Source organism: uncultured Thalassolituus sp. (assembly GCF_950066645.1).
Classification (GTDB): Bacteria; Pseudomonadota; Gammaproteobacteria; order Pseudomonadales; family Oceanobacteraceae; genus Thalassolituus.
This window is the reverse complement of record NZ_CATMFB010000013.1, coordinates 70030-85390: the sequence shown is the minus strand read 5'-3', so window position 1 is coordinate 85390 and position 15361 is coordinate 70030. Positions and strand designations below refer to the sequence as shown.

The window sequence follows — 15361 nt, the reverse complement described above, 5'->3', positions numbered from 1 at the left end:
CACCTCCAATGCCGGATAAGCCTAGTACGACGGTCAGGAATTTCCACGATCTGGCACCCGTAATGATATCCAAATAGGCCATTTGGCTGATTAATATCCTGCACCCCTTCAGGCCAGCTCCGATTAGCAGCTGATCGAGTGCCTCCCATCTGGTATTCTTCGCTCCCCGGTTTCGCCCGACAGTAATAGGAGACCCAAAGGTGTTTACCCTGTATGGCATCAAAAACTGCGACACAATGAAGAAGGCCATGAAATGGCTAGATGAAGCAGGTATCAGTTATCACTTCCATGACTACAAAAAGGAAGGCCTGCCAGAGACTCTGCTCGACAGCTGGTTGTCCCAACATGAATGGGATGAACTGATTAACCGTCGCGGGACTACCTGGCGCAAACTGGATGACAACACCCGGGAAAATATGGATACCGCAATGGCACGTCAGGTCATGCTGGAGAACCCATCCATTATCAAGCGTCCTCTGCTGGACACGGGCAGCGAGCGTATTCTCGGGTTTAAGGCCGATGACTACGCCGCACGATTCAAATAAAACACAGACACTGAGGATCACTCATGACCACATTTGCACTGGCCATTGGTGTTGGTACACACAACAGCAAAGGCGAATGGCTCGAAGTTTTTTATCAGAAGCCACTTCTTAACCCGGCAGACGCTCTGGTAGACGCTGCGCGCTCAACACTTGGTTATCAGGGCGGCAATGAAGCCCTGACTGTCACTGCAGATCAGCTGAGTGCGTTTGCTGTAGCCGTCGAAGGCGCAGACGCAGGTCAGGCAGCGCTTGCACGTGCGTGCACCGAGAGTAAGCGTCCAGTGGTTGTCACGGTACTGGCCACCGATGATCAGGCATCATCAACACCAGAAGTTTACCTCAAGCTTCACCTGCTCTCGCACCGTCTGGTGAAACCGCACGGTGTGAACCTGGCAGGCATCTTCGGGCTTCTGCCAAACGTTGCCTGGACCAATCAGGGCGCGATCGACCTGAACGAGCTGGCGGATGCACAACTGCAGGCGCGCCTGAACGGTGAGCTTCTGTCCGTTAACAGTGTTGATAAATTCCCACGTATGACCGATTACGTCGTACCAAGCGGCGTACGTATCGCGCACACCGCCCGTGTTCGCCTGGGTGCACACATTGGTGAAGGTACGACCATCATGCATGAAGGTTTCGTCAACTTTAATGCCGGTACGCTGGGCGTTTCTATGGTTGAAGGCCGAATCTCTGCAGGTGTGGTTGTCGGTGACGGCTCTGACCTTGGTGGTGGCTGTTCAACCATGGGCACTCTGTCTGGTGGCGGTAACATCATCATTTCAGTGGGTGAAAAATGCCTTATCGGCGCTAACGCGGGTATCGGTATCCCACTGGGTGACCGCTGCACTGTCGAAGCAGGCCTCTATGTGACGGCTGGTACTAAGATTCAGCTCCTCGACGATCAGAAAAATGTCGTTGAAGTAGTAAAAGGCCGTGACCTCGCTGGAAAAGCAGACCTGCTTTTCCGTCGTGACTCGATCAGCGGCGCTGTTCAGTGTGTAACAAACAAGAGCGCTATTGCTCTGAACGAAGAACTGCACGCGAACAACTGATCTGTACTGGCCATCCTTCCGGGTGGCCAGCCCCCTTCTCCTTTCTTCCGCTCGTCTTCCCAATGTAATTGACGTAACCCGTTTGTAATTGCTGAACGTATATTTTGTGTATTTTCTCGATACCGCCTTTCTTTCCCCGTTGCTGTAACTATTATCAATATGCCGGTGATAAGAAGGCGTAAACGCCCGCCACTACAGCACCACGTCTAATAAGAAGATTGAGCAGACAGCGCAGAGCGACAACAAGAATAAAAGCCCTGCGGACAACGAGAACAGAGTCTGTCATTTACCTGAGCCCAGCTCTCTCCCCGGAGGCTGGGCTTTTTGCTTTCTTACGCCAGCAGCCTGGTCTGTTATCATGCAGGCAGATGAGAGAGCACGGCCATGAACAAAGAAAAACGTACTGAAATTTTCACCCGCTTACGTAACGAAAACCCTACCCCTGAGACCGAACTCGAATACAGTTCGCCTTATGAGCTGCTGGTTGCTGTCGCACTGTCAGCGCAGGCGACCGATGTCAGTGTCAATAAAGCGACCCGCAAGCTGTTTCCTGTGGCTAACACGCCCGAACAGATGGTGGCGCTCGGCGAAGAAGGCCTCAAGGAGTACATCAAGACCATCGGGCTCTTCAACAGCAAAGCCAAAAACGTTGTTGAAATGAGCCGCCTGTTACTGGAGCGGCACGGTGGCGAAGTTCCGGAGACAAGGGATGAACTCGTGGCACTGCCGGGAGTCGGAAGAAAGACAGCCAATGTTGTGCTGAACACGGCATTCAGGCAGATCGCGATGGCCGTTGATACTCATATTTTCAGAGTCTCCAACCGCACGAAAATTGCCCCGGGAAAAAACGTAGACGAAGTAGAAGCACGCCTGATCCGTCTGGTTCCAAAGGAATTCCTGATGGACGCGCATCACTGGCTGATTCTGCATGGACGCTACGTCTGTGTTGCGCGAAAGCCGAAGTGCGGTTCGTGCATCATCGAAGACCTGTGTGAATTCCGACAAAAAACCTCAGACTGACACCCGGTCTGAAGCGATAACCGTGGAGAGAACCCGAATGAGAATACTGCACACTATGCTCAGAGTCGGCGACCTTGATCGCTCGATCCGCTTCTATACCGAAGTGATGGGGATGCAACTGCTGCGCAAAAGCGACAACGAAGAGTACAGGTACACACTGGCATTTGTTGGTTTCCAGCCCGAAAAAGAGGGTGCTGTTCTGGAGCTTACCTATAACTGGGGAACCTCAACCTACGACCTGGGCACGGGCTACGGACACATAGCCATCGAAGTCGACGATGCTGCCGCTACCTGTGAAGCTATCCGCGCAGCCGGGGGCACGGTTACCCGGGAGGCTGGCCCTGTCAAAGGAGGCACAACAGTCATTGCATTTATCGAAGATCCGGATGGCTACAAAATCGAGTTGATAGAGAAAAAACCTGATATCCCTTTCGAACTGTAAATCAGATCGAAGCCAGTAATGGAGCATTTACAGTCCTGGCCCACCAGAACAGATTTTGCCTGCTAGTCTTAAAGCAAACTGCTGTTACTGGAGGGTCCGGACGTGCTGGATCTCAGAAATTTCAACATCCGCGCCAAGCACAATCTGATCATTGCCGTGATCATACTTGGCCTCATGGTCACCGCCGTCGTTGCCTACACCCAGGTAGGGCGCCTTCAGGCCCTGAGCGAAACCCGGCTGATCGTCTATGCAAGTGAGCGCGACATGCTCATGTTACGACGCCACGAAAAAGACTTTCTGGCGAGGCTGGACGAAAAATACATAACTCGCTTCAACGCTCAGATTTCCCAGCTCAAGGCGGACCTCACAGCGCTGAACGCTTCTCTGATTGATCAGGGGCTACCCTCGGCTCAGACCGAAGCGATGGCGTCTGCACTAAGCCAGTATCAAGGGCATTTCAATCAACTCGCGGAGACCCGGGAAACCATAGGCTTTACTCCGCAAACCGGGCTCTACGGTGCACTCAGAGAAGCTGTTCACCAGATAGAAGACAGTGCCAAAGCCCAGAATGACTACGAGCTCTTGTACCATCTTCTGATGCTACGCCGCCATGAGAAAGACTTTATGCTGCGCCATGACCCCAAGTATCTGGCGAAGTTTGCAGATCAGGCAGAGTCATTAAGAGCCTACCTCACCCTGTTCAGCCTCGACGATATGAAACCTCTCTTGTCACGCTACGTGCAGGACTTTACCGCGCTGGCTGATGCTGAGCGCAGCGCCGGACTGACAGAAAATGAGGGGCTGAGAGGCGAAATGCGCTCCAGTGTGCATAAAACCGAAGAAGCGCTCGATAAGATGGAAACCAGCCTGATTGCAGCGGTCGATGGCGCATACACTCAGGCAATGACAACCCTGACCCTGGCGACCGTATTAGTAGTCGTCGGTATTGTCGCCTTAGTGCACCTCGTATCCCGTTCAATCTACCGACCACTCGATCAGATCACCCGGAAGGTTCGGCAGATATCCGAAGACCTGAATCTGACCGAGCAGGTCAATTACCGCTCTCAGGATGAACTTGGGGTGCTCTCAGGCGCATTCGATAACCTGATAAACACGTTACGTGATACCGTTCATCAGGTCGCAAAATCGGCCGGTACAGTATCCGGAGCATCAGCGACGCTAACCGACGTGACCGAAGAAGTCGGAAAAGCCAGCGCACAGCAGCAGAAAGAAATCGAACATGCTGCCGTCGCCATCAATGAAATGTCAGAAACGATCCGCTCCGTAGCAGCTCACGCAACTGAAGCGGCACAGTCGGTCGCAGATGTACATAAAGATATTAACAGTGGCAAACGCATCGCCTCGGAAGCCCGCGATGCTATTCACTCACTGAATAAAGACATCCTTTCGACCACCGACGCCATTAATCAGTTACAACGAGACAGCGAAAGCATCGGTGAAATTCTGGAAACCATCAGCGCCATTGCCGAGCAGACCAACCTGTTGGCACTGAATGCGGCCATTGAAGCAGCCCGCGCGGGTGAACAGGGTCGCGGCTTTGCGGTGGTTGCAGATGAAGTACGAACACTGGCCAGTCGTACGCAGGAATCTACAGAATCCATCCGCAAAACGATCGCGGGCTTCCAACGCGGCACTACCGGTGTTGTCGATACTGTAAAACGCTCACAGGAACAGGCGCAGGCCGGCATCAGCAAAACACAGGAATCAGCGGAGATTCTCGAGAAGATTTTTCAGGCAATGACCAGCATTAATGATCTGAACACCCAGGTGGCAACATCGGCTGAACAACAGAGTATCGCCAGTCAGGAAATTAACCGGAACATTGTCAGAATTTCAGAGCTCGCCAATTCGTCAGAAGCGCAGGCGCGCCAGGCAGCGGATGAAGGTCGCGGGCTCAATCAGCTCGCAAAAGGCCTGACTCAGATCGTCACGCGCTTCCGTACCTGACATTACGCCAGAGGGTACACAAGAGCATCATCATAACCCGTGATGATCTCGAGTGTCCCTCCCCACTCCCGGTCCAGATCGGGGTCTCCACTGTCAATAATCAGCGGGCGCCCATTAAGACCGGTGATTTTTGTTTTTGTCGAAATAATTCGCAGGTTGTCCTTTCCCAGATGTCTGAGAATCCGGGGACTGAACTGCTGATTTCCCCGACCAAAGACATGCCCTTGCCCACCCATAATGCTGACCACGGCAACGCAGGAGGTATGTTTTTGCAGCAAGTCCCAGATATCAGTCTCGGCAAGATCCTGACCAATCAGATCTCGGTTAAATACCGCATCCACACCCAGCAGCGTATTTTCGAGCATTAATTCATCCATGATGGACTGCGTTGTCTTGCCCGAACCAATCAGATACAGAACGTCATCTTCCATGTCTCTGACTACCTGAGCCGAGATATCGGCCAGAACCATTTCTTCAGACTCAACACCACCCTGTTTGACGGCCTGAACAAAGTGGCCGACCTGAGGAACCCGCATATCTCCGAAATGACGGGCACGAACCAGGTTCTGCCGGAATGCCTCCTCATCGAGGTCACGGACTTCCGCCTCGCGGATATCTACCAGCCCACCTTCAAGGAGCTGGCGCAAGACTTCCCCACTTGCGGCTGGTGTTACTCCATACACACCTGAATGAATTTTTACTCCGGCAGGTATCCCCAGTACTGGAATTTTCTCACCTATGACCTGACAGATGTCTCTGGCGGTTCCATCACCACCCGCAAAAATCAGCAGGTCGGCCCGGGCCTCCATCATCTGCCCGGCGGCAGTCAACGTATCCTCTGCGGTACTTGGCACTGCGGCTTTGTGGGGCACCAGGTCAAAATCAAAACCGAGCGCCTGAAGAAGATGCTCTCCCATATCGCCCGCACAGGTAATAAAACGACATTTATCGCGATACGGCACGAGAATTTCCAGTGCCAGCCTTGCTCTGTCATTCGCTTTCGGAACAGCTCCCCGGGCGATTGCCTCTTCTGCAACCCCATCACTGCCTTTCAGACCGACAGCCCCACCCAACCCTGCGAATGGGTTAACAATAAAACCAAATAAAATCATCAGAACCAGTCGCTGAGTTTAATGCCCACACCGATACGCTCCTGATAACGGTCATAATCGATAAGGCTTTCACCATAGCCATTAAAGTACTGCACGTACCCCTTCATTTTTTTGGTCAGCGGAAAGCTGTAGCCAAGCTCAATGGCGCCACGATTTTCAGAAAAATCCATATTGTTTCTGAGCAAGAGAGAAAGCTGATGCTTATTCATCACCTTGATGTAGTTAAACTCGCCATAACCGAGATAATCATCAATATCAGGATTATCGTTGTCTTTCGGGTCTTCAGGATCGGCTTCTTTCCCTTCAGGAATTCGCCACCAGAGCTTGGTATTAACGACACCAGAACCGGTAATAAAAGCCACCTCACCAATAATGCGGTTCCAGCTTCGTGATAATGTGCTGGTCTGACCGTTCGACTGATGATTAAGAGACAGGCGGACGTAATCAATCGGTTTATTCTTCAGCATCCAGCTGAACATCAACTCGGGCTCGTGATTGGTCTCGCGAAAAGGCCTGGAAATATCACCGTTATACACCTGCCAGAATGAACGGCTGGTATAACCCAGTTCGATACGGCTGAAGGTGCCCAGGACATCTTCAGCGATAATATATTTCAGGCTGAGCTGTACGACCGCCTCAAGATGATCGTATCCGTTCTCAAGAGGCACATCATCTTCTGCAAACTGGTTCAGTGCCCGTTCAAGCTCTTTGTCGCTCGGGCGCGCCTGCCAGGTCAGTGGAAGAAAATAATTCGGCCGATGGGGCAGCAGCACGTAAGGGTTCTCAGAAGCAAGCATTTCGGTCCGTACTTTATCCATCAGCGCTGGCAGCTTGCGGGCCTCCTCGGGAAACTCCTCATCAGAGATGACTTCTATCTCTACAGTCTCCGTTTTCACTTCTGGCGGAATATTCTGACGGACAAGAGATGATTTGCGGGCGTTTTCCGCATCTGAATCCATTGCCATACCCAGTGGCGTATATATCAACAGAACAGCCAGAAAACTATGAGTTAACCAGTGAGGCAGCATGGGCATCATCCCGGAGTTAGATAATCAGAAAATTCTTACTAAGCTTAGAGGATATCACGAAATCCGGGGACCTCTTCCTATGGTCAATAGTGTTAAGCCAGGGCACTTGCTGCTCGGAGCGCTACTTTCAATATCATTATCCAGCCATGCCAGCCCTTTGCTGCCCGATAGTCTGATGCTCGGTGTGAAAGAAGCGGACCCGGGTATTCGCGATGGCTTGTTGGAAAACTCGGAGGACTACCGACACGGATTTACCTACAGCCTGAGCGCGGGCTGGACGCTGCGCCCCCGACTGGAACTCAATCTCAGTCTGGATATGCCTGCAATCACCCAGGACGAAAACCGCCCGGAAATCTCCGGGGCGGGCCTTGCCGCCCACTACTATCTGTCTGATGGCAGATTACGGCCCTACCTCGGTGCTGGCTTACAGCATCTGACGCTGGAACCTGCCGAAAGTGGTATCGATCTGCCCGGCAGTGCCACAGGCATAGAACTGATTGGCGGCCTGCACTTTATTTTCTCACCCAACGTTTTCGGACGCATACAGGCCAGCCGCAACGAAGCATTTAACGACGACCTGCGAATATCACAATACCAGCTCATCCTTGGTTACCGCTTTGGCCACCCACCAGTGCAACGTCAGACAACAGTCATGCCAGCCCCTGAGCCCGTAGTTGTGGAGCCTGCCATTGAACAACAACCTGTGCCCATCATCGAGCCAGAAGTCATAATTCTTCCGCCAGATCACGACAACGATGGTGTCGCTACAGCGTCAGATCAATGTCCGGATACTCCGCCAGGAATGATGGTCAACAGCGTTGGCTGCTCTCCATTTGATCTCGCTCTGACCGGCATCACCTTCGAAACAAACTCAGCCCGACTGACGGAGGACAGTAAAGCGATACTCGATGGGATCGCGTCTGACCTGCGACCATTCCCTGAGCTTAAGATTGAAATCCAGGCGCACACGGACGATCGGGGTTCGGCTCAATACAACCTGCGCCTCAGCCAGTTAAGGGCCGAATCTGTACGTAACTACCTGATCCGCAAAGGACTGAAATCGGCCAATCTGATCGCTCGTGGATACGGTGAAACAGCGCCGAAATATGACAACAATACGGTTGAAGGCCGGGCTCAGAACCGTCGGGTCGAGCTGCATTTTCTCGCCTCCGACAGTCAGTAAAATGACTGCTTCACGCGATGATTTTCCGTCAGAAAACCATCGCTTTCTTTACGGAATGTAATTTTCTACTCATCACCGGCCTGACTTTCCCGCAACTTACAAAAATATGACCTCAGAGGAAAACCAAGTGACTACTCTGAGCGTATAGGTATGGAAAAACCAACCATTACGCTCAGGTAATAGCTAACATGAAAGCTCTGCAAATCTGTACTCTGACCGCCCTACTGGCCCCGTTACAGCTACTGATTGCCCCTAATTCCTACGCCGGCACTCCCATGGTGTTTAACGGCAACCCCACGGTATCAGGTAACGGTACTGCAGGAACAACCGCCCTATGGGAAGACGTAGCGGAGCTTAATGGCCAGTCGGTCGATGTCGTATTACGCGTGGTCAGTGTTACATCGGGCGCCACGGTAGATTTCTTCACCGCCAATGACGATGCCCGCGCCCGGGTGGAATACGGCACAGCAAGCGGCATCGTGTTCGCCACCGTTAACTATGAATTTTTCGTTGCCAATACCTTTGGTACGGGCTCTGAAGAGCGCATCACGATTATTCCCTCTGCCGTCTATAAAGACATCGACAACGCAGCGGATGAAACCCTGATCGTTGTTTCTGACGACATGGCCGCCTACACGCGGGAAACGCCCAGTAATATTCAAGTGACAGTCAACGGCAGCAATACCGAATTCACTTCTGATGCGAACGGAACAGAGTTAGATAAGAACCTGGCTGTGCAGATCGACTTTAACCCAACCGACATCATCCCTGTCGTGCTCTCTATCTCCGCAGGTGGCCGTAATTTTGACTTCGATGGCGACCTGGATCTGGTGTTTGATAACCCAAATAAAACCAAGCAGGACAATACGCCCCCTCAGACACCCACCGTCGATTCATTACTGACCAATGATCCGACGCCGGTCATCACCGGAACGGCAGAGCCCTTCACGACGGTAACGATCACCGTCGGTGGTGCAACGTTCAGTCGGGTTGTAGAAGGTGATGGCACCTGGAGTCTGGATACCGGCGCTGTTGCTCCTGATTCTGGCGCCTTTGCTCCCAACACGAACGGCACCAACGAAGTGGCTGTCGTCAGCACGGATGCTGCAGGCAACAGTTCCGCCGATGCATCGACGAACGAGTTGACGATAGATACGACTGCACCGGGTGTTGATATTCAGGGCGAACCAGCGCTGACCAACAGCGCATACACCGTCACCTTTGAGTTCACAGAGGACGTAACGGGCTTCACTGGCGCTGATGTCACTCTGAATAATGCAACGCTGTCTAATTTCACCACAGTCGATGGCAACACCTACACAGCAACCATTACACCGATTGCCGACGGCCCTGTGACTGTTGATGTTGCTTCGGCAGTTGCCCAGGATGCAGCAGGTAATGACAACACGGCAGCGACGCAGGCAACCACCACATTTGATGGGACCGCTCCAGGTATTGATATTCAGGGCGAACCAGCTGCGACCAACGGCGCCTTCCCTGTCACCTTTGAATTCACCGAGGATGTCACTGGCTTCGATAGCACTGACGTATCACTGACCAATGCCACACTGAGCAATTTCACAGCGGTTGATGGCAATACCTACACGGCCACCATCACACCGGACGGCAACGGCGATATTGCCATCAATGTGGGCGCTGGCGTTGCGACTGACGCGGCTGGAAACGTTAATACCGCCGCGACTCAGGCAACCGTCGTCTACGACGTAACCGCACCCACCGTCAGTATCAACGACGCACCAGCAGCAACAAATGGTGCATTCCCGATCACCTTCGAATTTAGCGAGGACGTGACCGGTTTTGCCGCCGGCGATGTCGGCCTGACTAACGCCACATTGAGTAACTTCACAGCCGTCGACGGCAACACCTACACCGCCACCGTAACACCGGATGGCAACGGCGATATCTCTATTGATGTGCCGGCCGTTTCAGCACAGGATGCGGCGGGCAACCCTAATACAGCCGCGAGCCAGGTAAATGTTGTTTACGACAACACCGCCCCTGATGTCGCAATTCAGGGAGCACCCACTGCTATAAATGGCCCTTACCAGGTGACCTTCCAGTTCGATGAGACCGTCAGTGGCTTCACGGCCGGTGATGTTGTCCTGACCAATGCCAGTATCAGCAACTTTACTGCCGTCGATGGTGATACCTACACCGCCACCATCACACCCGATGGCAGCGGCAACATGACCATCGATGTACCATCCGCCAGTGCTCAGGACACAGGTGGAAACGACAACAACGCCGCATCGCAAGTGGCCGTGACCTATGATGCAACTGCGCCGACAGTGGATATTCAGGGCGAACCCGCCGCGACCAACGGCGCCTTCCCTGTCACCTTTGAATTCAGTGAAGACGTCACCGGGTTCGATGGCGGCGACGTATCACTAACGAATGCCACTCTGAGTAATTTCACTGCGGTTGATGGCAATACCTACACGGCAACCATCACACCGGATGGCAACGGCAATGTAGCGATCGATGTCCCCGCTGCAGTTGCTCAGGACGCTGCGACCAACGACAACACCGCGGCCACGCAGGCAACCGTTGTCTACGATGCTGACGCTCCGGGTGTCAGCATCAATAATGCACCGGGAACCATCAATTCTACGGCGCCATTTAACGTCACTGTCGACTTTACCGAAGACGTAAACGGCTTTACCTCAGGGGACGTCAGTGTCACCAACGCTACCGTCACTGGATTCACACAGGTCGACGGCAACACCTGGACGGTTGAAATTACCCCAGATGGAAATGGCAACATCAGCCTGGATATTGCCGGTGCCGTCGCCACCGATGCGGCCGGCAATAACAACACCGCTGCGACTCAGGTAAATGTCATTCTCGACTCTGACGGCGATGGTATCGACGACCAGACTGAAGGAACCGGCGACGATGATGGCGACGGTATTCCGAACTATCTGGATGCCAGCAACGATGAAGATGGCGACGGTGTACCGGATACCATTGAAGGCAGCGCCGATTCAGACGGCGACGGCATTAACGATGCCCAAGACCCCGACGCCGATAACGATGGTATTCCTGATGACCTGGAAGCCGGAGCCTCTGGCAACGACACCGACGGTGACGGCATCGACGATGCGTTCGATGTAGACCAGACGGGAGGTACCGATGCGAACAATGACGGCATCGATGACAACGTGGCTGCACCTGACAGCGACGGCGATGGCAATGCGGACTTCGTAGACCCTGACAGCGATAACGACGGCATTCCTGATGGCGCTGAAGCGGGCGTCTCAGGCAACGATACCGATGGCGACGGCATTGACGATACCTACGACGTCGACCAGACCGGAGGAACCGACGCCAACGGAGACGGTGTGGACGACAGCGCCGCACTGAACGACGCAGATGGCGATGGCATTGCCGATACTCGTGATGCCGACAGCGACAACGACGGTCTGCCCGATGCACTTGAAGGTGGATTGACTGGCAACGACACCGACGCGGATGGCATCGATGACGCCGCAGACGTCGATCAGACCGGCGGCACCGACGCCAACAACGATGGCATTGATGACGCCTACACCGCCAAAGACACAGACGGCGATGGCATCCCTGACAGTCAGGATGGCGACAGCGATGCTGACGGTGTGGCCGATCAGGTAGAAGTGGGCGCCAGCGGCACAGACACCGATGGCGACGGTATTGACGACACCTACGACGTCGATCAGACCGGCGGAACAGACGCCAATGGCGACGGAGTCGACGACAACGTAACACCACCCGACAGCGATGGTGACGGAGTTGCTGACTATCTCGATCTCGACTCAGACAACGACAGCGTTAATGACGTTGATGAGGCAGGCCTACGTGATGACAACGGTGACGGCAAACTCGATGACGGGGAACTGCCAGTACTGAACGAGCCCGACGCAGATAACGACGGTTTACCAAACCGCATCGATACCGACTTCAACAACGACGGCACCGATGACATCGACGACGGCCCTGCCAGCGCATTAGATGGTGACAACGACGGTCGTATCGACGACGACACCGACAGCGACGGCGACGGTATTCCCGATAACAATGATGGCGCTGCGGGACAGCACGGTACGCTACGCGATCTGGATGGAGATGGCATTCCGAACCCTATCGACCCGGATGACGACAATGACGGCCTGTCAGATGCAGAGGAAGGTACCGGTGACTTCGACGGTGACGGAATCCCTGACAACGCCGACGCCGACAGCGATAACGACGGTATTCCAGACTGGCAGGAAGCATCTGGCATCGCACCGACCGGTAACGACGCCGATGGCGACGGTATTGATGATGCCTACGACGTCGACATCACCGGCGGAACCGACGGCAACGCAGACGGCATCGACGACAGTGCCCAGGTCGCACCCGATACTGACCTTGATGGCGACGAAGACTATCGCGATACCGACAGCGATGGCGACGGTATCCCGGACTCAACCGAGGCGGATACTGGCACAGCTACGGGCCAGGACAGCGACAGTGATGGTATCGACGACGCCTACGACACAGATACTAATGGTGACACCGACAGCAACAATGATGGCATCAGCGACGTCGACTATGTCGATACCGACAACGACGGCGACCCCGATGCTCGCGACACCGACAGTGATAACGACACCACAGGCGATGCGGCGGAAGGCACCAGTGATTCCGATGGCGATGGCCTGGCCGACTTCCGCGACAGCTCGGCCGATGAAGACGGCGATGGCGTTCCGGATGTGATCGAAGGCAGTAACGACAGCGATCAGGACGGTACCGCAGACGCCTTCGACATTGATAACGACAACGACGGTATTCCTGACGCACTTGAAAGCGGACTGAGCGGTCAGGACACCGACGCCGATGGCTTTGATGACGCCGTGGATGTCGATCAGACCGGCGGCCTCGACAATAATGCCGATGGCATCGACGACCAGTTCCAACGTCCGGATACCGACGGTGATGGTATTCCTGACAGCCAGGACCCAGACACCGACAACGACGGTATTCCTGATGCGCTGGAAGCAGGCCTGACTGGCATCGACACAGATGCAGACGGTATCGACGATGCCTTCGACGTTGACCAGACCGGCGGAACCGACGCCAACGGAGATGGCATTGATGATGACGCCACCTTCCCGGACACCGACGGCGACGGCATTCCGGACTTCCGTGATACCGACAGCGACAACGATGGCGTTGCGGACGCACTCGAGGGTGGCGCCAGCGGCACAGACAGTGATCAGGATGGTATCGACGACGCCTTTGACGTAGACAGCACCCTTGGAACCGACGCCAATGGCGATGGTATTGACGATGCGGCCTCACCGGTGGACAGCGATAACGACGGTACACCGGACTACCTCGACCTCGACAGTGATAACGATGGCCGCCCGGACATCTCCGAAGCTGGCATCAACGATGCCAATGACGATGGCCTCAATGATCCCGGTGCGCCTGTGATCACCAGCGAGCCTGATACCGATGGTGACGGCATACCCGATCGCATTGACACCGACAGCAATAACGACGGTCGCAATGACATCGAAGACGGGCCGTACAGTGACTTCGATACCGATGGCGATGGCCGCATCGACATCACTGGAGACAGTGACGGTGATGGCATTGACGACAGCGTCGATGGCGAGCCTAACGGCCGGGGAACCGAACTGGACTCAGACGGCGACGGAATCGTGAACAGCCAGGACCCGGATGATGACAATGACGGCATCAGCGATCTGGATGAAGGCAACGGCGACACCGACGGTGACGGCGTACCCGACCGCCTCGATCGTGACAGCGACAACGACGGCCTGACCGACAGCTATGAAGCCGGACGCCAGCCTTCGGGTGTCGACTCGGAGGGCGATGGTATTGATGACGCCTTCGACGTTGATCAACAGGGCGGTACCGATGCCAATGGCGATGGTATCAGCGACCGCTTCGCGCCACGCGACAGTGATGGCGATGGCATTCCGGACCTGTACGACACCGACAGCGACAATGACGGTGTTCCGGATGTGGTGGAAGTAGGTGTTGTACCACTGACCGGCCGCGACAGCGACGGCGATGGCATTGATGACGCCTACGATGTCGACCAGGCAGGTGGTAATGACGCAGACGGCGATGGTGTACGGGATGACCGGATTCGTATCAATGACGCTGATGGAGACGGCAGGCCCGGCTATCTCGATGGAGATTCCGATGGAGATGGGTTACCGGACTCAGCAGAGAACACCGATTTCAACGGTGACGGTATTCCAGACTTCCTGCAATCGCAGCCTAACATCGAAACGGCACTTCAGGGTAACGGGTCGACACCCATCTGTTGGCTACTCTGGATACCCATGCTGATGCTCACCCGACACAGGAAACGCGCATGAAACAGACAGGTAAACTGACAATGACCACAGGAAGAGCCCTGTCTGCCGGACTGGCCACACTATGTCTTGCATTACCGGCCTGGGTAGACTGCAGCAAAGAAGACCTGACGAATGAAGACAACCTCTGCCTTTATGTCGTTGCGGGGGTAAATTACAGCTACCTCCACCCCCATTCAAACGGAACAAGCTGGCGGGTGACTGACGAGTACGGACACGGAGCAGAGGTCGCGGTGGGTGTTCACGCCAATGAGGACTGGTCTGTAGAAATTTCATACGCCGATCTTGGTTCCGCCGGTATGCAGAATCTCAGCCCCGCTGTTGAGGGGACTTACCGGATAGACTACCGGGTGCCAGCCATCTGGGCACAGTACCGGTTGATGGGTGACAAAATGGCCCAGGATTGGGACCTGAGTGTCCGTGCGGGGGTGTCGTTTATGATCAACAAATCGTCCGACCCGGTGCTGCCGTTCAAAGAACAGACCACCGTGCAGATCCCGGTCGGGGTTTCCCTGCAATGGTGGCCTGAGGGTGACTGGGGCTTCCGGTTAAAGCTCGACAGCTACGATTACGACGTCTACAGCCTCAGTACCTCATTGATGTACGGGTTCTGAATCTG

General features: G+C 54.5%; 10 protein-coding genes. 8 read left to right on the top strand and 2 right to left on the bottom strand.

From position 1 onward, the window contains the following. The first annotated feature begins 200 nt into the window (after window positions 1-200). From Q1L85_RS12765 to Q1L85_RS12745, 5 genes are all read left to right on the top strand, one after another. Entirely contained in the window at window positions 201-545 is a 345-nt protein-coding gene (locus Q1L85_RS12765) for an ArsC family reductase (RefSeq protein ID WP_300428453.1), read from the top strand. 23 nt (window positions 546-568) lie between these two features. Next, window positions 569-1597, top strand: coding sequence for a 2,3,4,5-tetrahydropyridine-2,6-dicarboxylate N-succinyltransferase (gene dapD / locus Q1L85_RS12760; protein ID WP_300433341.1), 1029 nt, complete (start codon window positions 569-571; stop codon window positions 1595-1597). A 384-nt stretch (window positions 1598-1981) separates the two neighbouring features. Further along, a complete protein-coding gene (gene nth, locus Q1L85_RS12755; RefSeq protein WP_300433339.1) occupies window positions 1982-2617 on the top strand; it encodes an endonuclease III in 636 nt (211 codons plus the stop codon). A gap of 37 nt (window positions 2618-2654) precedes the next feature. After that, window positions 2655-3059: a lactoylglutathione lyase gene (gene gloA, locus Q1L85_RS12750; RefSeq protein ID WP_300433337.1), complete on the top strand. Its 405-nt coding sequence runs from the start codon at window positions 2655-2657 to the stop codon at window positions 3057-3059. A gap of 102 nt (window positions 3060-3161) precedes the next feature. Next, window positions 3162-5027 carry a methyl-accepting chemotaxis protein gene (locus Q1L85_RS12745; RefSeq protein ID WP_300433335.1) on the top strand — a complete coding sequence of 622 codons (1866 nt, stop codon included), beginning with the start codon at window positions 3162-3164 and terminating at the stop codon, window positions 5025-5027. Between the two features lie 2 nt (window positions 5028-5029). On the opposite strand, the gene Q1L85_RS12740 is transcribed toward Q1L85_RS12745, so the two are convergent. Further along, the gene (locus tag Q1L85_RS12740) at window positions 5030-6139 is read right to left on the bottom strand and encodes an ATP-NAD kinase family protein (protein WP_300433333.1); all 1110 of its coding nucleotides are present in this window, start codon (window positions 6137-6139) and stop codon (window positions 5030-5032) included. Beyond that, on the bottom strand, window positions 6139-7098 hold the full coding sequence (locus tag Q1L85_RS12735; protein ID WP_300433331.1) for a phospholipase A: 960 nt from the start codon (window positions 7096-7098) through the stop codon (window positions 6139-6141). The genes Q1L85_RS12740 and Q1L85_RS12735 overlap by 1 nt, the downstream gene beginning before the upstream one ends. A gap of 67 nt (window positions 7099-7165) precedes the next feature. Between Q1L85_RS12735 and Q1L85_RS12730 the strand changes: the two genes are divergently transcribed. The 3 genes from Q1L85_RS12730 (at window position 7166) to Q1L85_RS12720 (ending at window position 15356) form a co-directional block, all read left to right on the top strand. Next, a complete protein-coding gene (locus tag Q1L85_RS12730) occupies window positions 7166-8350 on the top strand; it encodes an OmpA family protein (protein WP_300433329.1) in 1185 nt (394 codons plus the stop codon). A gap of 188 nt (window positions 8351-8538) precedes the next feature. Beyond that, window positions 8539-14745, top strand: a complete 6207-nt coding sequence (locus Q1L85_RS12725) for an Ig-like domain-containing protein (RefSeq protein WP_300433327.1) — start codon at window positions 8539-8541, stop codon at window positions 14743-14745. Next, window positions 14742-15356, top strand: coding sequence for a hypothetical protein (locus Q1L85_RS12720; protein WP_300426833.1), 615 nt, complete (start codon window positions 14742-14744; stop codon window positions 15354-15356). Before Q1L85_RS12725 ends, Q1L85_RS12720 begins: the two co-directional genes overlap by 4 nt. The last annotated feature ends 5 nt before the right edge of the window (window positions 15357-15361 follow it).

What these genes read in the sequence shown, in the direction of transcription:
- Q1L85_RS12720 (WP_300426833.1), top strand. Translation starts at nt 14,742, where the DNA reads ATGAAACAGACAGGTAAACTGACAATGACCACAGGAAGAGCCCTGTCT.
- Q1L85_RS12735 (WP_300433331.1), bottom strand. Translation starts at nt 7,098, where the DNA reads ATGGATTCAGATGCGGAAAACGCCCGCAAATCATCTCTTGTCCGTCAG.
- dapD (WP_300433341.1), top strand. Translation starts at nt 569, where the DNA reads ATGACCACATTTGCACTGGCCATTGGTGTTGGTACACACAACAGCAAA.
- gloA (WP_300433337.1), top strand. Translation starts at nt 2,655, where the DNA reads ATGAGAATACTGCACACTATGCTCAGAGTCGGCGACCTTGATCGCTCG.
- nth (WP_300433339.1), top strand. Translation starts at nt 1,982, where the DNA reads ATGAACAAAGAAAAACGTACTGAAATTTTCACCCGCTTACGTAACGAA.
- Q1L85_RS12740 (WP_300433333.1), bottom strand. Translation starts at nt 6,139, where the DNA reads ATGATTTTATTTGGTTTTATTGTTAACCCATTCGCAGGGTTGGGTGGG.
- Q1L85_RS12730 (WP_300433329.1), top strand. Translation starts at nt 7,166, where the DNA reads ATGGGCATCATCCCGGAGTTAGATAATCAGAAAATTCTTACTAAGCTT.
- Q1L85_RS12725 (WP_300433327.1), top strand. Translation starts at nt 8,539, where the DNA reads ATGAAAGCTCTGCAAATCTGTACTCTGACCGCCCTACTGGCCCCGTTA.